Source organism: Arthrobacter sp. AK01, from assembly GCF_021109375.1.
Classification (GTDB): domain Bacteria; phylum Actinomycetota; class Actinomycetes; order Actinomycetales; family Micrococcaceae; genus Arthrobacter.
The window spans coordinates 36,774-59,123 of record NZ_JAJOHP010000022.1 but is presented as its reverse complement, the minus strand read 5'-3'; the positions used below and the strand labels follow the sequence as shown (position 1 = coordinate 59,123).

The 22,350-nt window shown below is 62.5% G+C and carries 17 protein-coding genes and 1 pseudogene; 6 read left to right on the top strand and 12 right to left on the bottom strand.

From position 1 onward, the window contains the following. The first annotated feature begins 54 nt into the window (after positions 1-54). Entirely contained in the window at positions 55-561 is a 507-nt protein-coding gene (locus LN996_RS09885) for a pyridoxamine 5'-phosphate oxidase family protein (protein WP_231340216.1), read from the top strand. Here the strand turns inward: LN996_RS09885 and LN996_RS09880 are convergent. Further along, positions 558-1,352, bottom strand: a complete 795-nt coding sequence (locus tag LN996_RS09880; RefSeq protein ID WP_231340228.1) for a universal stress protein — start codon at positions 1,350-1,352, stop codon at positions 558-560. The two genes, LN996_RS09885 and LN996_RS09880, sit on opposite strands and share 4 nt — an antisense overlap. Before the next feature lie 170 nt (positions 1,353-1,522). Here LN996_RS09880 and LN996_RS09875 point away from each other — a divergent pair, with 170 nt between their 5' ends. The 4 genes and pseudogenes from LN996_RS09875 to LN996_RS09860 all read left to right on the top strand — a co-directional run. Beyond that, positions 1,523-2,671, top strand: a complete 1,149-nt coding sequence (locus tag LN996_RS09875; protein WP_231340215.1) for an acetate/propionate family kinase — start codon at positions 1,523-1,525, stop codon at positions 2,669-2,671. 7 nt (positions 2,672-2,678) lie between these two features. Continuing rightward, positions 2,679-5,096: a phosphoketolase gene (locus LN996_RS09870; RefSeq protein WP_231340214.1), complete on the top strand. Its 2,418-nt coding sequence runs from the start codon at positions 2,679-2,681 to the stop codon at positions 5,094-5,096. A 39-nt stretch (positions 5,097-5,135) separates the two neighbouring features. Next, entirely contained in the window at positions 5,136-5,594 is a 459-nt protein-coding gene (locus LN996_RS09865) for a DUF1003 domain-containing protein (protein ID WP_231340213.1), read from the top strand. Positions 5,595-5,721: 127 nt separating this feature from the next. After that, positions 5,722-6,131, top strand: a pseudogene (locus LN996_RS09860) (thiamine pyrophosphate-dependent enzyme); the annotation flags it as partial. Positions 6,132-6,354: 223 nt separating this feature from the next. Here LN996_RS09860 and LN996_RS09855 read toward each other — a convergent pair. From LN996_RS09855 to LN996_RS09840, 4 genes are all read right to left on the bottom strand, one after another. Continuing rightward, the gene (locus tag LN996_RS09855; RefSeq protein ID WP_231340212.1) at positions 6,355-7,035 is read right to left on the bottom strand and encodes an MBL fold metallo-hydrolase; all 681 of its coding nucleotides are present in this window, start codon (positions 7,033-7,035) and stop codon (positions 6,355-6,357) included. 189 nt (positions 7,036-7,224) lie between these two features. Beyond that, complete coding sequence (locus LN996_RS09850) at positions 7,225-7,686, bottom strand: hypothetical protein (protein ID WP_231340211.1); 462 nt, start codon at positions 7,684-7,686, stop codon at positions 7,225-7,227. Positions 7,687-7,725: 39 nt separating this feature from the next. Next, complete coding sequence (locus tag LN996_RS09845; protein WP_231340210.1) at positions 7,726-7,983, bottom strand: hypothetical protein; 258 nt, start codon at positions 7,981-7,983, stop codon at positions 7,726-7,728. Between the two features lie 172 nt (positions 7,984-8,155). Further along, positions 8,156-8,872, bottom strand: coding sequence for a FadR/GntR family transcriptional regulator (locus LN996_RS09840; RefSeq protein WP_231340209.1), 717 nt, complete (start codon positions 8,870-8,872; stop codon positions 8,156-8,158). A 260-nt stretch (positions 8,873-9,132) separates the two neighbouring features. On the opposite strand from LN996_RS09840, the gene LN996_RS09835 reads away from it, so the two are divergent. Further along, positions 9,133-11,406, top strand: a complete 2,274-nt coding sequence (locus LN996_RS09835) for a glycoside hydrolase family 3 protein (protein WP_231340208.1) — start codon at positions 9,133-9,135, stop codon at positions 11,404-11,406. 22 nt (positions 11,407-11,428) lie between these two features. Here the strand turns inward: LN996_RS09835 and LN996_RS09830 are convergent, their stop codons facing one another. The 7 genes from LN996_RS09830 to LN996_RS09800 form a co-directional block, all read right to left on the bottom strand. After that, positions 11,429-12,892: a glycosyltransferase gene (locus tag LN996_RS09830; protein WP_231340207.1), complete on the bottom strand. Its 1,464-nt coding sequence runs from the start codon at positions 12,890-12,892 to the stop codon at positions 11,429-11,431. Between the two features lie 403 nt (positions 12,893-13,295). Further along, the gene (locus LN996_RS09825; RefSeq protein WP_231340206.1) at positions 13,296-14,582 is read right to left on the bottom strand and encodes an ATP-binding protein; all 1,287 of its coding nucleotides are present in this window, start codon (positions 14,580-14,582) and stop codon (positions 13,296-13,298) included. Positions 14,583-14,624: 42 nt separating this feature from the next. Beyond that, positions 14,625-15,575: a pyrroline-5-carboxylate reductase gene (gene proC, locus LN996_RS09820; RefSeq protein ID WP_231340205.1), complete on the bottom strand. Its 951-nt coding sequence runs from the start codon at positions 15,573-15,575 to the stop codon at positions 14,625-14,627. After that, positions 15,551-17,044, bottom strand: a complete 1,494-nt coding sequence (locus LN996_RS09815; protein ID WP_231340204.1) for an aminopeptidase P family protein — start codon at positions 17,042-17,044, stop codon at positions 15,551-15,553. The genes proC and LN996_RS09815 overlap by 25 nt, the downstream gene beginning before the upstream one ends. A gap of 157 nt (positions 17,045-17,201) precedes the next feature. Further along, entirely contained in the window at positions 17,202-18,659 is a 1,458-nt protein-coding gene (locus tag LN996_RS09810) for an APC family permease (RefSeq protein WP_231340203.1), read from the bottom strand. 85 nt (positions 18,660-18,744) lie between these two features. Continuing rightward, on the bottom strand, positions 18,745-20,319 hold the full coding sequence (locus LN996_RS09805; protein WP_231340202.1) for a hydantoinase B/oxoprolinase family protein: 1,575 nt from the start codon (positions 20,317-20,319) through the stop codon (positions 18,745-18,747). Beyond that, positions 20,316-22,325, bottom strand: coding sequence for a hydantoinase/oxoprolinase family protein (locus tag LN996_RS09800; protein WP_231340201.1), 2,010 nt, complete (start codon positions 22,323-22,325; stop codon positions 20,316-20,318). Before LN996_RS09800 ends, LN996_RS09805 begins: the two co-directional genes overlap by 4 nt. Positions 22,326-22,350: the final 25 nt, after the last annotated feature.

The window sequence follows — 22,350 nt, the reverse complement described above, 5'->3', positions numbered from 1 at the left end:
AGGGCGGGACCTTCTGCCCTATATGGGGATAGCCGGAGGGGATAGGCTCGGCCAATGGAGAACACATCGACGGATCAGGACACCAAGGAACTCAGCGTCCACGATTGCTGGAAGTACCTTCAATCGGTGTCCATCGGCAGGATCGCCCTCATCAACGGCGAGGTACCGGAGATCTTTCCGGTGAACTTCGTCCCGAACTATGGAACTGTTCTGTTCAGGACCGGACCGGGGACCAAGCTCGACGCCCTGCGGGAAGGGGCGGTGATTGCGCTGGAAGCCGATGGGTTCAACCGTTATGGGACCGTCGCCTGGAGTGTCATCCTCAAAGGAAGCCCGGAGTTCGTGACCCAGCCTGAAGACATCCAGGAGGCAGTGGAAGCCGGCCTTTCTCCATGGCAGCCCGGGGCCAAGGACGTCCTGGTCAGGGTCACGCCAACGGAGATCAGTGGTCGCCGGTTTGTCATTGCGCCTCCGTCCAAGTGGTGGCCGCCGCTGGATCCGACCGCCTCTGACGTTCACGACGGCGAAACTCGCGTTGTCCCGCCCGGCACCTCTGGCTAGGGTCGGGTCAGGAGGGTGGGGCACTGCACATGCAGGAGCACATGCTGGGCAACGGAGCCCAGCAGCACGCTCAAACCTCCCCGCCCTTTGCAGCCCATGACCAGCAGCTGTGCTTCCCTTGCAGCAGCTATCAGAGCCTCTCCGGGGCTACGGGTGGTATCCAGGACTTCCTTCACGACGACGGACGGGAACTTGTGGTTGACCCGCTGGACAGCCGCGTCAAGGACATTCCCACCCTCGGCAAGCCCAACGTCGGGCCCTGTCGCATGGACAATCATCAATTCATCATCCAAACGTTGGGCTTCCGTGGCCCCTTGATCCAGGGCATCGACTGACTCAGCGGAGCCGTCAACGCCAACCACTACGCCCGAACGCTGGTGAGGTGCAAGCACCGGGACGACGGCGACGTCGCACTTGCTGGTCACAGCAACCTGGAAACTGACCGAACCGTATCCCTGTCCTTCCGTGCCGGGTCCGCGGTCCGTGCCCAGCACCACCATCGAGTAGGCAGGTGACAAGGAAGCAATCGTTGCGGCAGGTTCGCCAGACAACCGCTGAGTCGTCACGCCCACGTTGGGAAAGGCTGCCGCCAGCCGTTGCGCTTCGCTGTTGAGCAGATCCTCAGCGCGGCTTAGGGCCAGGTGATGGTCGTTCTCGCGGGGGTAAGCCCACTCCCCGGGAACCACGTGGACCAGGGCCAGGCCAAGATCAAGGGAATCCGCGCGGGCCCCAGCCCAGTCAGCCACAGGCGAGCCAGCCCGTGAGCCGTCAAGGGCAACCAGAATCTGCATCTTCACGAACCGACGTTCCCTTCGGATTACCAACGGTGGTGGTCTCCACTATCGGCGGGACGGCCTTTCGTCGCAAGGGCCGGAAGGCCCTCCCACTGAACGGCTCAGTGCATTAGGGTCCAGAGGAGAGGCCTCGACCGTAGCCTGCCCCGCGGAAGTGAGAGGAGAACATGCGTGTTCTTGTGCTGAATCCCGGGTCCTCATCGCTGAAGTACCACCTGCGTGACACGGCAGCTACCAACCCGGCTGCTGCCCTTCTTGCTTCCGGACAGGTTCACTGGCCACCGGACGAGCGTTCCAGCGCGACCCGCCTGCACACTGCCTTTGAAGAGCTGAATGACACCATGAAGCGCCTCGGAGCCGTGCATCCGGAGGCTATTGGACACCGCGTCGTCCACGGCGGCGTCTGGTTCGGAACACCGGTGCTTATCACGGCTGACGTGACAGCGGCGATTGAAGGGCTAAGTCCTTTGGCGCCTCTCCACAACCCCGCCAGTGTCGCTTGTATTGACGCCGCCGGCCAACGTTGGCCCGATCTTCCGCAGGTAGCCGTCTTTGACACGGCGTTCCATCGCACCATTCCGGACTTCGCCGCCCGCTATGCCATTCCGGAAGACGCCTACCGTGTCCATCCAGTGAGGCGCTATGGATTTCACGGCATCTCGGTGGAGATGGCCTGCCGTGACACAGCAGAGTTTCTCGACGTGGCGCCTTTGACTGCGATAGTGGCCCACGTTGGCAACGGCGCATCCGTCACCGCCGTCAGGAACGGGCTCAGCGTGGACACCTCCATGGGAATGACCCCCTTGGAGGGCCTGGTCATGGGGACGCGGTCGGGAGACCTGGATCCTTCCATCGTCTTGTTGATGCAGCATGGCGGTGCCACTGCCGAAGAAGTTGATGGCATCCTCAACCACCGCTCGGGCTTGTTGGCGCTGGCTGGAACTGCTGACATGCGGGACGTTGGCGCTGCTGCCCGCCAAGGAGAACCTGGGGCGATCCTCGCCCTGGACATGGCCGCCTATCGTCTCGCCAAGTACATAGCTGCCTACTCCATGGTGGTTGGCCGGCCTGACGCCCTGGTGTTCACCGGCGGCGTGGGTGAGAACTCTGCGCTGTTCAGGGCCAGGGTGGTCGCCTGGTTGGGACCACTGGGGCTTGGGCTTGATGAGGACCTGAATACGTCCGTCCAGGAGGGCACTCGCAAAATCAGCAGCACAAATTCGGCATTCCCGGTGCTCGTAGTACCAAGTGACGAAGAACGCGCCATTGCAGAATCGACGGCGGCCTTGCTCGCCATGCCCCCTATGGAAGGTTGATCGCGACATGAGCCTGGATGAGAAAAGGACCGCCACAGACACCGTGCCGGACGCCGGGAACTTTGACCTCCTGCACCGGTATTGGTCCGCGGCCAACTACCTGACCGTGGCACAGATCTATCTGCAGGAGAACGCCCTGCTCCGGGAGCCGCTGCAAGTAGAGCACATCAAGCCCAGGCTCTTGGGCCACTGGGGTACCAGCCCGGGCTTATCGCTGATCTACGCACACCTTAACCGCCTCATTCGTCGCACCAGTGCGGAAGTCCTCATGGTGACGGGCCCAGGCCACGGAGGTCCCGCCGTCGTCGCCAATACCTATCTGGAAGGCAGCTACTCGGAGGTATACCCGACCGTTGGCCAAGACCTGAAAGGGCTCCGGAAACTGGTCCGGCAGTTTTCGACGCCGCGAGGCATCGCCAGCCACGTCGGCCCGGCCACGCCCGGCTCCATCCATGAGGGCGGCGAACTGGGCTATTCCCTCATGCACGCCACCGGCGCGGCCATGGACAATCCGGGCCTGATCGTTGCCTGCGTCGTCGGTGACGGAGAGGCAGAAACCGGTCCACTCGAGGGCTCCTGGAAGGCGCCCTCGTTCATCAACCCCCTCAGGGACGGGGCGGTACTTCCCATCCTGCACCTCAACGGGCATAAGATCTCCGGCCCCACCGTGCTGGGCAGGCGGTCGAACATGGACGTGGCGTCATTGCTCGAAGCGCACGGCTGGGATCCAGTCATCGTCTCCGGCGATGACCCCGCGCTCGTCCACCCTGCCCTGGCCTCAGCAGTGGACTCGGCCTACGCATCCATCCGCGCCATCCAGTCCCACGCCCGCACGGAGGGAGTCACCGGACCCGCACGATGGCCCGCCATCATCCTGCGCACCCCCAAGGGATGGACAGGACCGGCGACAGTAGACGGAAAGCCTGTCGAGGGAACCCACCGCTCCCACCAAGTCCCACTGGCCGGAGTCAGGGAAAACCCGGACCATCTGAAGCAACTTGAAACGTGGATGCGTTCCTACCGGCCGGAAGAACTCTTCGACGACGACGGGCGCCTTATCCCCGAGCTCGCACAACTCGCCCCAACAGGCGATCTCCGCATGGGCGCACTGCCCGCCAGCCGCGGAATGGAAAGTACCGACCTGGTGATCCCCAGGCTCGATCGTTACGCCATAGAGGCTGTTCCCCGCGGGGGCGTGATGCACCAGAGCACCAAACCGTTGGGGGAGATGCTGCGGGATATCTACATCGATACCGCCGATGACCCCAGATTCCGCCTCTTCTGCCCGGACGAAACCAACAGCAACAGGCTCGGCGCAGTCTTCGAAGCCACTGACCGGTGCCTCCTCGAACCAGCCGCCTCCACGGAGGCCGCGCTCGCGGACGATCATGTTTCCGCCAGCGGACGCGTGATGGAAGTCCTGTCCGAACACCTCTGCCAAGGGTGGCTGGAAGGGTACGTGCTGACGGGCCGGCACGGACTCTTCGCGAGCTACGAGGCATTTGCCATGGTGAGTGCTTCCATGACCATTCAGCACGCCAAATGGCTGCAGCATTCACGGGAGCTGGAGTGGCGGCAGCCCGTGCCGAGCCTGAACATCCTGCTGACCTCTACGTGTTGGCGGAATGATCACAATGGGTTCAGCCATCAAGGTCCTGGCCTCATCGACACGGTTCTGTCCCTGTCCAGCACCGTCATCCGTGTCTACTTCCCTCCTGATGCCAACACCTTGCTGGTCACCGCGGAACATATGCTGCACAGCAAGGACTACGTGAACCTGGTGGTGATCGACAAGCAGGAACATCCGCAATACCTGACGCTCGAAGAGGCACGGGAGCATGCAGCCGTGGGCGCATCCACCTGGGATTGGGCTGGAAATGAAATACCAGGGACCTCAGCGGGCATCGCCCCGGACATTGTCCTGGCATGTGCCGGAGATGTGCCCACGCAGGAGACCTTGGCGGCAGCCTGGCTCCTCAAGAAGCACGTCCCGGACATGTGCGTCCGGGTGGTCAACGTGATGGATGCCATGGTCTTGCCACCTCCAGAGGTCCATCCACATGGGCTGGCGGGCGACAAGTTCGAAGAACTCTTCACTCCTGACGTGGACGTGGTGATGGCGTGGCATGGATACGCGAGGGCCCTGCATCAACTCCTGCACGGCCGACCTCATCCTGAGCGGTTCCATGTTCGCGGTTACAACGAGCAAGGCACCACCACCACACCCTTCGACATGGTGGTCCTGAACAAGGTCAGCCGTTACCACCTGGTGATGGAAGCGTTACGGCGCGCCAGTGGGCAATTTGCGGGGGCAGACCACCTGCTGGAGCTTTGCAGGACGCAATTGGACGCCCACTACCGCTACATCCGCGAGCACTTCGAGGATCTTCCCGACATCAGGGACTGGGTGTGGACGCAGCAGTAGCAGGCTCCCACCCAGGTCCCGTGTCCTTAGTCTGTGCTCATGAGTGAGCGGGAGAGTACTTGGCACGGTCAGCACAAGGCTGGCCTGAGCAGGGGTGAGCGTGCAGCAGACTACCTCCGCAATGGCATGGGCAGCTGGATTTTTGTTGGATCTTTCGTCCTGGTGATGCTGGTCTGGGCTGCCGTGAATTCATACCTGCTGGCCGAGGATGCCTGGGACCCTTACCCGTTCATCCTGCTGAATCTCTTCCTGTCCATGTTGGCAGGCCTCCAGGGCGCCATCCTGCTCATCGCCGCGAAAAGGCAGGACGCCATAGCGGCAGCCATGGCCCAGCACGACTACGACACTGACGTGCAGGCCAAGACGGAGATCGACCGGCTCATGGCCATCAACAGCCAACAGCTGGAACTGCTGGAGGAGCTACGGGCTCTTCTACGCCAACAAAGGGCGATCGGGGAGGATGACGACGAAAAACCACGAAGTGGCGATTCGCCGTAAGTCAAAAGATCATCAGCGCTGCTTGGAAGCTTGTCGGTGCCAAACATCAGCGGAGCCAGGAAGGCCGCGGGGTGTCCGTGGCGCCGCGGGTTGCGACGTTGTTTGCTGCAAGGTCGCGAAAGCGGACGGTCCGGATACAGCCACCTCTCTTGGGGCGGCATTTGCCAGGCCTGACCGACTACTGGTCCTGGGAACGGGGATGGTGGCTTCCTCATGGCTATTTCAGAGTTGGAGACAGCGGTACGCGAACGCATCCCGCTGGTGGTCATTGTCTACAACGATTCCACATACGGGGCCGAGGTCCACCACTTTGACGCGGACGATTCAGAACTTGAGGTGGTTCGGTTTCCAACCACCGACATCGCCTCAATCGCGGCCGGATACGCCGCGGCGGCCCTCACGGTTCGACGACCAGAAGACCTGTCCAGAGTGAACGAGTGGTTGTCGGGTCCCCGCGAGACCCCGATGGTCATCGATGCCAGGATCGCGTCTGATGGCGGCGCTTGGTGGCTGGCCGAAGCTTTCAAGGGCCACTGAGGCCGCAAACCCTGTCGGCAGCGTGTGTACATTTTGGGTGGTCAGGTTCGTCTGACACTGGCCGCGGGGTATGCCTGGCGCCGCGCGTCGCCTCCTTGGTGCGTCCGGTAGGTCGTTGTTGTTCTTCCGTCGGCCATCATCTACTCATGCGAGTCAGTGGCCATGACTACATGACGCCTCAGTGTTGCTTGATCTCTGGGGGCGTCGCGTTCGCCCACCCGATTCAGCCCTGCTCGGATAGATCGACTAGCCGGCGGAGTTGGGCGACCGGGTCGGGGATCTCGGGTCCGTGCGAGAAAAGCATTCTTGTTGGTTGTAACTGGCTGAGTTTAAGCAAAGAAAGTTCAGCTTCGGCGGCATCCGCTGTGAACTGGGAAGGACCACGTGTCATGGCCCCTTTCATTGTGCCTACTGTGTCTCCGACGAACAGGATGCCTGCATCGTCGTGGAGCAAACTGATATGACCTGCTGTGTGTCCCGGCGTCTGTAGTATCCGCATTCCGTGGACATGGTCCCCGTCCGAGAGCGGGCGGGTTGGTGCATCTGAAGCGATTTGGGGGATGTCCGACGCTCCGGCCCAGATGGCGGCCTCGGGCGCTTTTAATGCCACCTCCGCCAACCCGCCGACATGGTCTGGATGCGAGTGGGTCAGTACGAGATCCGTGATGTCCTTCCATTCCGCTCCGAGCCGTCCCAGCGCTTGTTCTATCGCAGGTGCGCTGCCCTCAAGCCCGGCGTCGATCAGCACCACCCCGGACGCGTCCCCCACAAGAAAGCAACGCACGTCAAAGTCCAGCTCATCAGCCCCGGCTACTCCCGCAGGTAGATGGATCTGCTGGATGATCGGCTCCACAGAAAGCTGAGGTGCAGCAGCGAAGGGTTTTCCCGGGTCGTTGTTGGTCATGAAGGCATCGTGCCACCGCATGCCCGATTCAGGAAGGCACGAAAGCCGGGGAGGGCCTCACTCGGCGTCGGGCCTGACGCCCCGGGTGTCGCCTCCACCCGCTCCTGGGCAGTGACGCATGGAAGCGCAAGGCGGAACTGCGTTCTGGCGGTTCCGTGGCGTGGTGGTTGGCAGCGCATGGCGCTGGTGCTAGAAGCGGATGAGGATTGTGAAGATTTCTGCAGGGAGGTGGGTGTGGCGGGCTGCTGCTGTTCGGGCCGCATTGGGGATGTCGACGAAGCTGCGGGCCGTACTGGTGAGGCCTGGGTAGTCGTCGAACGCCAAGCCCAGCCGACCGTCGGATGCGTCACTGATGTAGACGGTCACGGCTATTCGCGGTGGTTGTAATGGTTTGTGTTCTTTTGTCGGAAGAGCGGTGAGGGAATAGTAGGGAGTCGACCCCCATCGTTGGCCCGCTGGGATGTCCACTTGGACACTGCCTTCCTGTTCAAGTTCAGCCAAGCGGGTTCTGATGGTGTCGCGGCAGGCGGGTACGGCATTCGTTATGTCGGTGATCGGGCTGGCGCCGTGTCGGTCGAGGTAGTTGATGATATGGGCTTTGATGCGTTCGACACTGGTCCGGGGTGCATACGTATTGGCGGTGGTAGTCATAGCCGGGCTTTCGCTGCAGTCAGAGGTTACTAATGGTGGTCAGTGCACTGGGATTTGTGCCGCCGGGCTTGGGGAGAGCCCGGAGTCTGGTACGGCAGGTGGGATCGTTTGACTGGTGGATGCGGTGTCGTGGTGGCGGCCGATGACGGCGGTGGCGATGGCGTTGCCCAGAACGTTGGTCGACACCGCGGCTTCCCGGGGACCGTCGGGTAACAGCCAGTGCCCGATAAGTCCACAGATTATGCCCAGCAGCAGTGCCGCCAGGATCCACAACGTTGGTTTCTTCTTGTTCTTCATGACGGGAATTCCTCCGGTTATCGGATGCCTGGCACTGCGCTGTGCCAGGCAAACACATATTTCGGGCGTGAAAGATTACCGTTTGTACCGGCGCGAAAAGTGCAGTACAAACGTTGTCTTGGGTGGATATGAAGCCGGTAGAGGTGCCCTGGCTTAGCGGGCGGGCGCCTGGCTACAGCTTGGGAATATCCGTGACGGTGACCGACTCAAGGGCGACTTCCACGCCCTGCAAATGAAGCTCCATTGCACGCGTTGCATCATCGGCCGATCCGCGTTCAATCGCGGCGAAAATTGCTGCATGTTCGGCCCCGGATTCCTTACGGCGATCCACGACCTGGTTCAAGGTGTTCGACTGTTTCGCCATCGCGTCATCGATGTCCTCCTGCATCGTCGCGAACACTCCGTTGCCGCTGGCGCGGGCGATACTGGCATGGAACTCCGAGTTCAGAACCACCCACTGGGACAGTTCTTCCTCATGCTCCATCGCTTCCAGAATCTCCCGCAGGCGATCGAGTTCTTCGATAGTGCGGCGCTGCGCCGCGAGTCCCGCGGCCGGGATCTCGATGTGGGGACGGGCCTCCAGCAGCTGCTGTGCCGAATACTTCCCCAACCGCAGGTCTTTGACGGCTCGGTCGGCAACTACGAACGTGCCCTTGCCTGTATGCGTCGCTGTTAAGCCCAATGATGACAACGATCTCAGCGCCTCGCGCACCATGGTCCGGGACACCCCGAACCGCTGGGCGAGGGCCGCTTCAGCCTCCAATTTTGTCCCGACAGGGATTTGCCCGGACTCTATGGCGGACCGCAAAGCGGCCAGAACACCCTCAGCGGCCCCCACTCTCACCACGGGCCCCTGACCAACTGTCCAGCTGTCCAACAGGTTGTTCATGCTCATACGATGACAGGCCCGTCACTGTGGGTCAAGAAATTCCATGAATATGTCGCAAGAGGTTGCTCTAAGACCGCGGCGCGATGGATACAGCACCCTTACACAGAGGATCGGACCAGAGGTTCTGGATACCAGTGACGTGCGGAGCCATCCCCATTCCGCCACTTCGGCGGGTGCCGGACGGGCCGACGAGTACACGACCGGCACAGGCGCGTAACGGCCACGCCCACTACGCGCATTAACAGGGTGCAGACTTAGGCATGAAGACTAATGCGGGCGTCAGTGTATGGAGATTGGTGCGGGCAGCGCGAACGCGAGAGTTGGATTCGACGGATACGATGCAGGCAGAGAGCAGCCCCTACGTCGATGCCGTCCGGGCAGTCCGGGTGGGTGAGCTCACCGCGGACGAAGCGGCGAACCAGCTGATCACCATGATGACGGATAGCGAGATCCTCGGGCTGCTCGATGGCGACTCGCCCAGATTGGTGCTCCCGTTCATCCCGATACTGCTGGACAGGGTGCCGTTCGTGGCCGGGGCGGTTTCGAGGCTCGGCATACCAGGCATTCGGTTCAGCGACGGTGGCCGCGGCGTAGTGATCGGCGCCTCTACGGCATTCCCGGTGACCATTGCGCGGGCAGCGACCTGGGATCCATCGCTGGAAGAACGGGTCGGCGTCGCGATCGGTCTGGAAACCAGGGCGCGCGGAGCGAACTACTCGGCCTCGGTCTGTGTAAACCTGCTTCGCCACCCAGCGTGGGGCAGGGCGCAGGAATGCTACGGGGAGGATCCGGTGCTCACTGCCCGTATGGGATCAGCCCTCACCCAAGGTGTGCGGGTAAATACGATGGCGTGCGTAAAGCACTTTGCGCTCAACTCGATGGAGAACGAGCGCTTTGAGGTGGACGTGGCGGTGGACGAACACTCCTTGCACGAGGTGTATCTGCCGCACTTCAAAGCGGTCGTTGACGCCGGTGCAGACTCCGTGATGAGTTCGTACAACCGTGTGCGGGGCGAGTACATGGATGTCAATCGGGCCCTGCTCACGGACGTCTTGAGGCACGAGTGGGGCTTCTCCGGGTTCGTGACAAGCGACTGGGTGTTCGGTACGCACGATGCGGTCGTCAGCCTCGAGGCGGGAATGGACGTGGAGATGCCGCTCCGGTTGCTGCGCGCCCGCGCGCTGCCGGCCGCACTGCACCACGGTGACTTGGCCCGTTCCACCATGCTCCAGTCCGCACGCCGCATTCTGCGCACGTGCGTGCAGCACGCCGCGACCCGGGAACCGGCGGTCCCCACCCGCGCCGTCATCGCCTCTCCGGCACATCGGGCGCTTGCCCACGAGGTAGCGACGGAGTCTATCGTCCTGCTGAAGAACGAAGCCGTCGGCGCGGCGCCGCTGCTGCCGTTGGCTCCCGCTACCCGGCATCTCGCCGTGATCGGACGACTCGCGGCACAAGCGAACCTCGGCGATCATGGCTCATCCCGTGTAAGGCCGCCCTCCACTGTTTCGCCCCTGCAGGGCCTGCGTGAGGCGCTGCCGGGGGTCAGGATCACCACGACGAACGGTCGGGACGAACGCCGTGCGGCCTCGTTGGCTGCCGCGGCGGAGACAGCGATCGTCGTCGTAGGCCTGGACCAACACGACGAGGGCGAATCCGTCGTCACCGGAGGGGTCGACGTGGGCGTGCTCGGTCGGGAATTCCGCTCAGGGCCCCTCCGACGGTTGCTCATCGGACTCGCGCACCTGGCCTCCCGGTTCGTCCGGGGCGGGGACCGCAGCTCGCTTAACCTGCGCCCCTCTGACGAGCGGCTTATCCACGTGGTCGTCACCGCGAACCCCAGGACCGTCGTCGTGCTGGTCAGCGGCAGCGCCATCCTCACTGAAACATGGCGTGACCGCGTGCCAGCGCTCCTCTTTGCCTGGTACGGCGGTATGGAGGGCGGCCGCGCGCTCGCGAGCGTGCTGACCGGCAGCGAGGAGCCCGGCGGACGGCTGCCTTTCGTGCTGCCAACGGACACCGCACATCTGCCATTCTTCGACTCCACGGCAAAGTCCGTTGTCTATGACAACCAATGGGGTCAGCGCAGGCTCGACGGCCAGGGCCACAGGCCCGCGTACCCGTTTGGATTCGGCCTGGGCTATACAAACATCGAGCACCGACTCATTGACCACACGTTGGACGACTCTGGCGGCAACGCGAACGTGCACGTAGCGAACAATGGCAACCGCAAAGGCTCCACCGTTGTTCAGGTCTACGCTGCAGATGTGTCCCTCCGCAGGCCTGTGGCCCAGCTCCTGGGCTTCCGGAAAGTGACCCTGGAGCCTGGCGCGGAGACCACTGTGCGGGTCGATTTGGATGCGGGCCCCACCCTGCAGCGCGATTCGACCACACGGCGCTGGTCTGCCCGCTCGGGGGAGTGGGCCCTGCAAGCCAGCCAACACAGCCCGGACAGCTGGGAGAACGCCGTCAGCTTGCGATGTACGGAGGGTCTGATTGACCAGGAAGGTATTTCAGACGGCAAGCCGGTCTGATGTAGTCGGGTGGTTCGGCCGGTTATCCGGGAAGATCGCGGAACGTCGCCAAGGGCCCCTCGACACGGACAGGCAGCGCGTCCTCGCCCCGCAGCATAGCGCGTACCAGCCGACGTTCCTCCCAATGGAGAAGCAGGGACGCCCGGCCTGGGCGCAGCACCAAGTCCCCGTCCGGGGTCGTGTAGCGCTTCTGCAGATCCGCCAACTCCTCCTCTTGCAGCAGTGCAACCGTGCTGCCCGAGGCTTGGTCGATCAAGCGGACCAAGGACGACGGCCCCGTGATATCGGTCGCGACGAAGCGCTGCTCGCTGGCGGCAAGAATCGTCCTTTGCGCCGCACGCGTTACCACCAGCGGACGGGACGGCCCGCCCAGCAGCTCGCTAAGTACGTCGGCCGCGGCATCGGGGCGACTTGTTCTCTGCGCCGCCGCCTGCATCTTCTGTAAACGGCCGGGTTCGCGCAGCACCCCATCGATTTTCCAGCCGATGGTTGCCGCTGCGTTGCATCGGACGGCCGCCCCCTGCTCCATGAGGTAATCGCCGTTGCGGACCTCCTGACCAGGGATCGGGTTCACAAGCACCATGGGGAGCCCTGCGGCCATGCACTCCGACGCCGAGAGCCCACCCGGCTTGCCCACGAACAGGTCCGCGCGCTGCAGCAGCTGCGGCATTTCCGAGGTGAATCCGAGCACGCTGTAGCGGTCGCCAGCCGACGCGACGAGCGTCTCGATGCGCTGCCGGAGCGCATCGTTGTGTCCGCACACGACTGTGGCTGTAAACGCGGAGCGCATATGCATCGTCTGCCGCACCACCGAGACAGCGTAGTCGCCACCGGTCGCGCCCGCCGAGATCAGTAGCATCGGCGGCTTGTTGGCATTGCGCACGGGCGCTGGAATGAGCTGTTTGCCGATCGGAATTCCAGAAGCACAGACGCGGTCGGAGGGTAGGCCGAGCGCCGTGAGCTCCACCTTTCCCTCTTCCCTTGCCACAAAGATCTTATGGAACGCGCCTGTGAGCGACAGGCCCTGGAAGTCATAGTCGGTGGTCACCACAGCTGTCCGCGCATCAACCACGCCGCGAAGAAGCAGTGAGGCCAACAGCTGAGCGGGGAGGAAATGCGTGCAGACAATCGCGGTGGGCCGGAACCGCTTGATGGCACTGACAACAGGGCCGGCATTCGCCCGCGTCCAGGGGTCGATCGGGCCACGACGCCGGAACGGCGGGTTGCTGATGTCATAGCCCCACTCGACCAGCCAAGGTAAATCCTCCACGAGGACGAAGTAGCCCTTGCCCAGCAGGGCGCGGTAGAGAACGCTGCTCACCTGCAGCACGTCAAGCACCTGCACCTCGGCGATGTCATCGCGGGCGGCACATGCTTGCTGCACCGCCGCCGCAGCGCTGTTATGCCCTGATCCCACGCCAGCGGACAGGATCAGTACGCGCTGTCCGCTGGCGGTGGCTTTGGCTCGTGCCGACGTTGTGCGCATGAGGAGAGGCTAGCAGGCCGCATTCCTGTGGAGGGTTGGCCCGCACCTCTTCATGGACCGGCATGCTGAGGACAACATGACGTATAAATCCGGTTGGAAACTGGTCTGGACAGGCGTCCCGCGAGACGTGCAGCCCTCGTCGATCTGTGTCGGTGCAGGAGGACGACTTGATCGCCAGGAGGTATGCGCAGTTGCCACCAAGAACTCAACGCCGGGCGCCTGCGATGACGGCTCTGAGTTGGACGAAGTCGCTTCCGTTGCCGTCATAGGTGCCCCGAGGTGGAGGCGATGTTTTCGGCGGTGCGTTTTTATCGTGCCCGGCGGCGGTGCCGAGGTCCTGATTGACCTGAAGTCGCGTTCGGGCGGGGCCACGTGCCTGCGCAGGGAAGATAAGCATTGCCATCTAGACGCGTGCTATCCGGTCGATGTCTTCCAGGAATTCCTTCACGACGGCTTCGGTCACTGTTGCACGCGTTCCCTCGATGGCCTGCAGGTAGGCCGCAGTGGTGAGGGCCGTTTCGGTGGTTGCAGGCTGCCGTGATTGAACAGCAAATTCCAGCGCTTTTTGTGAAGCCTTTCTGGCAGCGAATTCTATGTCGGCCGGGGAGAACCGGTCGCTGGCTTTGGCCAGCACTTCCAAGTCGACGTTCTGCGAAAACGCAGGGGGTATATAGCGGTTCCAGATTGCCATGCGAGCCATGAGGTCCGGCGGCCCTATGGGTATGACGTAGTCGAACCGGCCGTGGCGGAGGAAGGCGTTGTCCAGGGAGCGGATGAAGTTGGTGGCGCAGATCAGGAGGCGTCCCTCTTGTTCCCGGAATGCCGGGATGATTTTCAGAAGCTCATTGGTGACTCCTTGGAGTGGGGACGTGACTTCACCTGTGCGGGTGGACGCGATTTCCTCGACCTCGTCAATGAAAACGACTCCATGTTCGAGTTCTCCGATGTCCAGGAAGACCTGGCGCAGGGCCCCAGCTAGACCGTGGGGATGGGAGGCGAGCCGTGATGGAAATACCTCAATGAATGGCCAGTCGAGTCGGGAAGCTATGGCCTTGGCGAAAGTCGTTTTCCCGGTTCCCGGCGGACCGAAGAGGACCACCGAGCGTGGGGGTGTTACGCCTAATGATTTCGCGAGTTCGGTGTGTGCAAGGGGAAGGATGAGGCGCTGCTCAATCAGGTGCTTTTCGTTCTGCATGCCAGCGAGGGCTTCCCAGAGTCCGTGGGGCAGAAGCCGGCCTCCAAGCTGGCTGAGGGGGCGGGTTTCCTTGGGGTGTACCGGTATGGTCCTTTCGAAGTAATGCAGGTCCTCCTCGACGCGGTAGTCGCTGTTTCGGAATGCCCTGATTCTGGTTTCCGGGGCGGGGACCAGCGCGGATATCCTTCTGACTCCACGGCTGGCCAATCGTCCTTCAACGTGGGCGAGCAGCGCACTTCCCAATCCTCGTTCCCGCCATTCTGTGGCCTGGGCAAGTGTCACGACCCAGGCACGGTCGTCCTGAATGACGCAGGCAACTGCGCCAACGATCGTGCCTTCTGTCAGGGCTACGAAGGCCAGCCCGTTGGTGCAGGCATCGATGATCTCGGCCAGTGTGTACACGGGGTGGACGCCGGAGGTTCTGGAGTCTTGCCATACCTCGATCAATTGGTCGAGATCGTCAAGGTGAAAATCCCTGATAATCCAAGGTTGCATAGGAACAATCTCCTGTCGTTGTGCGTCGAGGGGCCTTGCCGGTTATATGGCGAGTTCTCTCGCACGACGGACGGCGGCGGCTGCAGCTCGTTCAAATAGTTCCCGGAGACCTCCGTCTTCAAGGACGGAGATAGCTGCCGCTGTTGTGCCCTTGGGGCTGGTGACGAGTTGGCGGAGTTCCCGGGGTGATTTGTCGGAGTCCACGAGCAGCTCACATGCTCCCCTGAACGTTCCGTTGACCAGAAGAGCGGCCTGCTCGGAAGTGAAGCCCAGGTGTTCCGCGACCGTTGTGAGTTGTTCGATGAGGTAGTACACATATGCCGGGCCCGATCCCGAGATGCTGGTGACCTCGTCGATCCGGCTCTCTGGAACTCTGAGAACGGTTCCGATTCTACCGAAGAGCGCCTCGGCGAGGGATATGTCCTTCATCGTTCCCCGGGTCCCGGTGCTGATGCCTGAGACGCCCATGCCGACGAGGGCTGGGGTGTTCGGCATAACCCGGATGACGGAAACCGTTTCTGGCAGCAGCGACTCTATGGTTTGAATGGTGACGCCGGCGGCAACGCTGATAACGATTGCGCCGTCGCGTAGGAAAGATGAAATCTCCCGGAGAACGCTCACCATGACGTCCGGTTTGAGCGCCAGGACAACGATGCCCGCATGTCTTACTGCACGGATGTTTGCCTCGGGATCGGTCTCCGCATCGAATCCTTCGACTCCGGGCAGATCCGTGAGTTCTTGCATCTGCTGGGTCCAGTGACCACTGACGCTCATCCCTTCGCTGACCGTCGCGCCGCTTTTGAGGAGCCCCCGGGCAATGGCACCACCCATGGCGCCAGTTCCAAGGACAGCGATTCGGGGAAAGTGTTCCGGCGTCTTCGGCGGCATCTTACGGTGTCCGTTCTTATGGGGAGGGGAGTTTGTGTCGGTGTCGGTGGATCTGGCTTTTTCGGTTCCGGGCATGACGTTCAGGTGCTTGACTGCTGGATCCACACTTCAATGTCATCGGCGGTGCGGGGGATTGCAGCCGAGAGATTTTCTGCGCCTTCTGCTGTTACCAGGATGTTGTCCTCGATGCGCACCCCGATGCCGCGTAGTTCATCCGGCACGGTGAGGTCATCAGGCTGGAAGTAGAGTCCCGGTTCGATGGTGAAGACCATGCCTGGCTCAAGGATGCCGTCGAGGTACATCTCTCGGCGGGCCTGTGCACAGTCGTGGACGTCGAGGCCGAGGTGATGACTGGTGCCATGGACCATGTAGCGGCGATGCTGCTGGTTTCCCTCCTCCAATGCTTGCTCGACGCTGACCGTCACCACGCCCCATTCGACGGTCGCGCGGGCAATAACAGCCATGGCGGCGTCGTGAATGTCACGGAACCGGACGCCGGGACGTGCGACGGCGAAGGCGGCGTCTGCTGCTCCCAGGACAGCCTCATAGACTTTTCGTTGCGCCGCAGAGTAGGTTCCGCTCACGGGAAACGTTCGGGTGATGTCGGCTGTGTAGTAGCTGTCCAGCTCCACTCCGGCATCCAGGAGAACCAAGTCACCGTTCAGAGCGGGTCCGTTGTTTTGGGTCCAGTGCAGGATGCACGAGTGCGGGCCGGCTGCTGCAATCGTGTTGTAACCCACGGTGTTTCCTTCGGCCCTGGCCCGGTTGTTGAACACTCCGTCGATGAGGCGCTCGGCGCGGGCATTGCCACGGATTCGGGGGAGCTCGGCCATGACGTCCGAGAATCCGACGGCGGTGGCGGCGACCGCCTTCCGCAGTTGCTCTACCTCGTAGGGATCTTTGACGAGTCGCAGTTCGGAAAGGTCCCTGACGAAATTGGCGTTGCGCGTGGCGGCATCGGATTGCCGGCTGCCGACAATATCTGCCAGTTCCGGGTCTGCTTCAGGTATCGTCACGGTCGGGTGCAGGACCGTGGATTCTTCTGCTGGTCCGAGGTGCATGAGCAGGTCCAGATCGGCGATGTCGCGGGTCTGGAGTCCGAGGTCGGTGGCTACTTGCCGGAGGGAGGGCCTCGGACCAATCCAGAACTCGCCGATTTCCGGGTTCGCGTAGAACTCGTCCGTGCCGCGTCCGGCTCGTTCGCGGAAGTACAGAGTTACCTCGTGGGCGTCGCCTGCAGGTTCAAACACGAGCACGGCTCCGGGCTCGGAATCGCTGCCCCATCCCGTAAGCCAAGCAAACGCCGAGTGGGCCCGGAACGGATACATCATATCGTTCGTACGTTGTTTGAGGCGGCCGGCCGGCACCAGCAGCCGAACGCCGGGGTACAGCCCGGAGACTCGGCTGCGTCTCGCTGCGGCAAATGCAGCCTGTTCCCGCGGCGGGGGCAGGACTTCCACGGGGGTGGCCCAGCTTTGGCCAATGTACTTCCTGAAGTATTCGGAATCGGGTGTGGTTGAGCGGTTCGTGGAGGAACCTGCGTGAAGAGGAACAGTGGTTTCTGAGGGGGGCATTCGTCCACCTTTGGGGAGCGGGGGCGTTGTTTTGAATCGCGTGGGGAAGGCGTTGGAAGAACGCCCCGCTTGCCGTGTCCTGGAAGAGTGCCTTGGCTGGGGCATTTTCGTATGGACCTGGCAGGCGAGGCGTCGTCCGTTCTGTTGGTGAGAGCGCTTATTCCAGGCCGAATCGGCCGATGCGGTCGTAGAGGTGGGGAGTGCGGGATCGGATCCACAGGGCGCGGGCAACGCCTATCCCGAGGACTACAAGGTTGATGCCGGGGAGGATCCAGTTGATAGGGCCGGTCTGGGCGGTGTAGAACTCCATGTTGGCCAGCACCAAGTAGACAACTATGGCCAGTGCGATGGCTGACACTGCCGGTGCCACGTACACGGCCCACGGGGATTGGCCGCGACGGTCCCGCAGGAAGAAGGCGACCACTGCGATTGCCGTGAGTAGTTCCATGGCAGGGATACTGACGGCTACCGGCACGCTGCCCAGAATAAACAGGTCCAGGTAGGGGTCCAGTCCCGCCAGGATGCAGAGCACGATCAGGACCAGGGCGAAGAGGCTGTGGGTGAGGCTGGCCACCCAGGGGGCGTTGGTGCGGCGCGAGCGGCGGGTGAAAATGGCCGGGATCACGCCGTCGCGTGACAGCGCCACAAGGTATCGCGTGGTGGCGTTGTGGAATGCGCTGACGGAGGCGAACCAGCTCAGGACCACCAGGACGGTGACGACGTTCGCGAACCAGTCACCCACGTATTGCCGGGAAGCAATGGCGAACATTTCCGTGGGAGTTGCGTTCGCCACGTCCACCACGGTGGCGCCAAAGGCCTGGACGATGTACCAGGCAACGAAGGACTGCAGCAGCGCGATGACGGCAATGGAGCCGAACGTTGCACGCCGAAGAGTGCGGACGGGATGCTTCGCCTCCTCGCGGAACAGCGCAGTGGCCTCAAAGCCCGCGAAAGCTGCGAAGACGAAGAGAAGGACCACCCCGATCTGGCCCTCTGCGATGGCGGCCGGACTCAAGGCCTCCATCGAGATTCCGGAGGCACCGCCCTGGCTTACGACGGCGACCCCCAGGATGGCGAGCACCGTCACCTCCGCGATCATGAAGAACCCCAGCACCCGCATGTTGAGCTCGACGTTCAACTGGCCCAGGAGGCCCATCACCAGGATTCCGGCCAAGGCCCATACCGGCCAGGGAACTGCCACACCGAAGAGGGACTGGGCTGTTTGCTCGGCAAATACCGCGAAGGGGCCAACGGCGCCGGCTGAAACCAAGGCGTAGGAGATCGCTGCCACGAATGCGACGCCGATGCCCAGAGGCCGGCCGAGACCTGCCGTGATGTAGGAGAACAGTGCTCCCGCATTGGGGACAAAGCGTGTCATGGCCACGTATCCCACTGCGAACAGCGCGAGGAATCCGCCGGCGATAATGAACATGGCCGCGGTGCCTATGCCGCCGCGGCCTATGGCCAAGGGGATAGATCCCACCGCGAACCCGAGGGGTGCTGCGGCGGCGATCACGAAGAAGATGATGTGGCGGGCGCTCAGCGTTCCGGACGGAGCCCCTTTCGGGCCCCGTCCGTCGGGGACCGTCGCAGTATTCGATGACCTGTCGGTCATGGCTTTGCCTTTCGATGCGAAATACCAAGGGTGGATTCTGGTGCGGAGAATGTGTGTGTGGTGGCGCGAGGAAGCCTCATTGTGCTCATTCGGGACTCCCGAAGCCGCCGCCGCCACCCGTCAGGATCTTCAGCTCATCGCCGGCAGAGAGCTGCAGCCCGTTGACCTTGAGCAAGTCCGATCGGCGGACGCTGCCGGAGATTTCCACGCGCGGCGGTTCGCCGGGGGAGCCGCCGTTCAGTCCCCAGGCGGGGGTGAGGGACCGGTCGAGCCAAAGGAATAGCTGCGTTGGTTCATCGAAGCGGTAGCTTCTGATGATGCCGTTGCCTCCGCGGTGCATGCCAGCACCGCCGGAGTCGTGCCTGATGGCGTATTGGGTGACCGTGATCGGGTATCGGGATTCCAACGCTTCTATGGGAGTGTTCCGGAAACTGCCGTTGAGGACGTTGATGAGACCATCGGCTCCGTCTGACCGGCTGGAGGCACCCCAACCGCCGGCGTGGGCCTCGACGCAGAGGTAGTCCGCACCGCGCAAGTCCTTGCCGGCAAAGTAGGTAATCATCGAATCACCAAACTGGGCCGCAGTGACACGTCCGGGCAGGACTTCGGCGAAGGCGCTGATAAAAAGATCCACCAGAAGTCCCAAGGTGGTGTAATACCAACCGCAAGCCGCCGGTTCCTCTGCATGGTGAACCGATCCCGGGCGTGTCAGCACTTCAACGTTACGGAAGCAGCCGCCGTCGAACGAGCGCTCCGGGGCGAACAGCAGCTTGTAGGCAACACGGATGGCGGCAACAGCTTGGGCGCGGCCGCAATTGATGGGCCCCGTAGTTGAATCAGGGCTCTCCGTTAAGTCGACGGTGAGTGTGTCGCCGGAGACAGTGATCTTGATCGGGATCCGGACGGGCTTGTCGAGGATGATGCCGTCGTTGTCCATGCAGCCGCTTCCGGTGTAGACGCCGTCGGGTATGTTGCTGACAGTGTCCCTGTCTGACTCTTCGCTCTGGCGGAAGATTTCGTCACGGGATGCCTCGATGACGCCGATGCTGAAGCGCCTGACGATCTCCAGCATTCGTCGCTGGCCGATCCGGCACGAGGAGATCATGGCGTTGATATCGCCAACGATCAACTCTCCACTGCGGCTGTTGCGGCGGATGATGTCGATGATGTCCTGGTTTGGTCCTTGTGCCGTGCAAATTTTTACTGGCCCAAGCAGGAGACCTTCCTGATACACCTCGGTGGTCTCGGTTCCTCCGCCGGGATCTTTACCGCCGACGTCGGTCACATCGCCGCGGACGGCGACGTAACCGATGATCTCGCCCCCGGAATGTACGGGCGCGAAAAGGGTCACGTCGTTGACATGCGTGCCTTGGATGTAGGGGTCGTTCAGGATGACAACATCGCCTTCGTCGAGCCAACCGGTCCCGCCCCGGCGACGCAGTGTCTCTTTGATCGCTTCATCCAGGTTTCCCAGGAACAGGGGCAGGCCGCTGGACTGGCCCAGGACGTCTGCGTTGCGGTCAAGGATGGCGACGGCGGCGTCCTCGTTTTCGTAGAGAAGCGGCTGGAAGGCCGAGCGCACCAGAGTTGCATGCATGTCTTCTGCTGCTGAAAGGAAAAGGTTTCGGACGATCTCTGTGGTCACTACGTCGGTGTTCATCGGCCGACCTTTCTAAGAATCATGGTGTCAAACTCGCCGCGCGTGGCCTGCCACGACGGGGGGACCAGAGTGGTGGAACCGTCTTCCTGGATGATCGCGGGCCCGTCGACCGTTGCGACACCGAGCGCGCTCCTGTGCACAACCCGTGCGTCATGGGTGACACCGTCAATCCGCACTTTCCGGGCTGATTCTTCCGGGACATCGGAGCCGAGGCCTGATGATTCTGCTGGAGCCGAGCTGACGCGGCCAACAGCAGCGAGCCTCACATTGACAAATTCGACGGGTGATTCGGGCATGCTGTGCCCGTAACGGCGCCGGTAGGCGTCGTGGAAGAGGCCAAGCGCATCCTCCTCGTCGGCAACGGCGACGGAGATTGCGTGCTCCTGACCGACATATCGCATGTCCGCCGAGAACTCGAAGGTCTTGTCCTCGTCGGGGACGCGTTCGGTGTCAAGCAGTATCGATCCGTGGGCTTCAAGTTGCTGGCGTATCTCTCGGAAAGTCCTCAGCGCCTCCGGGGCGTCGGCCAGGCCGGAGAGTGGTGCGGAGACGTCGTGCCGGATGTCTGCGTGCAGCATCCCCCAAGCCGAAAGCACACCGGTAGCGAAGGGGACAATCACCTCCCGGATTCCGAGTTCGTCCGCGAGGGCGGCTCCATGGAGGGGGCCCGCACCGCCAAAGGCCACGAGCGCGAAATCCCGGGCGTCGATGCCCCGCCGCATGGTGAGCGTGCGGATCGCGTTGGCCATCATGCCGTTCGCCACGGCCACGATGCCTTCAGCGGCGGTCTCCGGCTCAATGTCCAACGCTTTGCCCAACCGGCCGACAGCCATCTGCGCCGCGTCAAGGCTCAGCTTCATCCTGCCGCCCAGGAACCAGCCAGGATCAATCCGCCCCAGTACCACCTGGGCGTCGGTGACTGTGGGCTCAGTACCCCCCTGTCCGTAGCATGCCGGGCCGGGGTCGGAGCCGGCACTCTTGGGACCCACTCGAAGACCTCCGGCTTCCGCGCGGGCAATGGAACCGCCCCCGGCACCGATGGTGTGCAGTTCAACTACCGGCATCCGCATGACTTGGTCGGCGATTTCACCTTCCGTAGCCAGCGTCATCCTGCTGTCGATCACCAAACTCACATCCGATGACGTTCCACCCATATCGATGGCGATCAGGTTCGGCCGGCCGAGGGAGCGGGAGAGAGTCTCAGCGGCAACGACTCCTCCAGCAGGTCCGCTGAGGATCGTCTGGATCGGTTGGCGCGCGACCAGTGTCGCCGAGCATATCCCTCCGCTGGACCTCATGACCTGCAGCGGAGCACTGCACCGCCGTTTGTCCAGTTCCACCGAAAGTGCTGCGAGGTAGCGGTCAACGGTGCGCGCCACGTAGCCGGTGGCGAGCGTGGTGGAGGTCCGCTCGAACTCTCCTTGTTCCGGTGCGACTTCGTGGGAGAGAACAACGGAGGCCCCAGGCACGAGGGCGGTGAGGCGTTCGCGCAGGGTGATCTCATTGACAGGATTCCGGTGGGAGTGGAGGAAGGAGGCCGCAACGCTCGTAATGCCCTCCGCCAGCAGCCAGTCGGCAACCCGTCGGACGTCGTCGTCCTGGAGTGGCCGTTCAACGGATCCGTCAAAGCGGACTCTTTCATCGACAGACATGATGTCATGCTCGGCGACGAGTGGCTTGGGCCGTTCAGGCGTCAGGCTCCAGATCTCTTTGTTCCCGCCGCGGCCCAGGATCGGAACATCTTCAAACCCGGCGGTGGTGATCAGCGCGACCCGCTGACCAGTGCGGGAAAGGAGGGCGTTCAGGCCGGCAGTTGTCCCGTGAACAAGGAAGTCTATGTCCTCTGCAATGCCGAGCTCGTCCAGGCCCCGGAGCATTCCGATGCTGGGATTGTCCGGCGTGCTGAGGACTTTATGGAGGAGCGTGCTGCCGTCGCGCTTGTTTTGCACGACGATGTCGGTGAAGGTTCCACCGATGTCCACTCCTACCCGTAGGTCTTTCTTCATTACTTATCCCTTTATGGTGTGAATT

Bases quoted from the DNA above. Each gene is read 5' to 3' on its own strand.
- LN996_RS09875 (WP_231340215.1), top strand. From the start codon at position 1,523: ATGCGTGTTCTTGTGCTGAATCCCGGGTCCTCATCGCTGAAGTACCAC.
- LN996_RS09840 (WP_231340209.1), bottom strand. From the start codon at position 8,872: ATGAACAACCTGTTGGACAGCTGGACAGTTGGTCAGGGGCCCGTGGTG.
- LN996_RS09825 (WP_231340206.1), bottom strand. From the start codon at position 14,582: ATGCAACCTTGGATTATCAGGGATTTTCACCTTGACGATCTCGACCAA.
- LN996_RS09880 (WP_231340228.1), bottom strand. From the start codon at position 1,352: ATGCAGATTCTGGTTGCCCTTGACGGCTCACGGGCTGGCTCGCCTGTG.
- LN996_RS09885 (WP_231340216.1), top strand. From the start codon at position 55: ATGGAGAACACATCGACGGATCAGGACACCAAGGAACTCAGCGTCCAC.
- LN996_RS09805 (WP_231340202.1), bottom strand. From the start codon at position 20,319: ATGAACACCGACGTAGTGACCACAGAGATCGTCCGAAACCTTTTCCTT.
- LN996_RS09800 (WP_231340201.1), bottom strand. From the start codon at position 22,325: ATGAAGAAAGACCTACGGGTAGGAGTGGACATCGGTGGAACCTTCACC.
- LN996_RS09870 (WP_231340214.1), top strand. From the start codon at position 2,679: ATGAGCCTGGATGAGAAAAGGACCGCCACAGACACCGTGCCGGACGCC.
- LN996_RS09855 (WP_231340212.1), bottom strand. From the start codon at position 7,035: ATGACCAACAACGACCCGGGAAAACCCTTCGCTGCTGCACCTCAGCTT.
- LN996_RS09850 (WP_231340211.1), bottom strand. From the start codon at position 7,686: ATGACTACCACCGCCAATACGTATGCACCCCGGACCAGTGTCGAACGC.
- LN996_RS09810 (WP_231340203.1), bottom strand. From the start codon at position 18,659: ATGACCGACAGGTCATCGAATACTGCGACGGTCCCCGACGGACGGGGC.
- LN996_RS09845 (WP_231340210.1), bottom strand. From the start codon at position 7,983: ATGAAGAACAAGAAGAAACCAACGTTGTGGATCCTGGCGGCACTGCTG.
- LN996_RS09830 (WP_231340207.1), bottom strand. From the start codon at position 12,892: ATGCGCACAACGTCGGCACGAGCCAAAGCCACCGCCAGCGGACAGCGC.
- LN996_RS09835 (WP_231340208.1), top strand. From the start codon at position 9,133: ATGAAGACTAATGCGGGCGTCAGTGTATGGAGATTGGTGCGGGCAGCG.
- LN996_RS09865 (WP_231340213.1), top strand. From the start codon at position 5,136: ATGAGTGAGCGGGAGAGTACTTGGCACGGTCAGCACAAGGCTGGCCTG.
- LN996_RS09815 (WP_231340204.1), bottom strand. From the start codon at position 17,044: ATGCCCCCCTCAGAAACCACTGTTCCTCTTCACGCAGGTTCCTCCACG.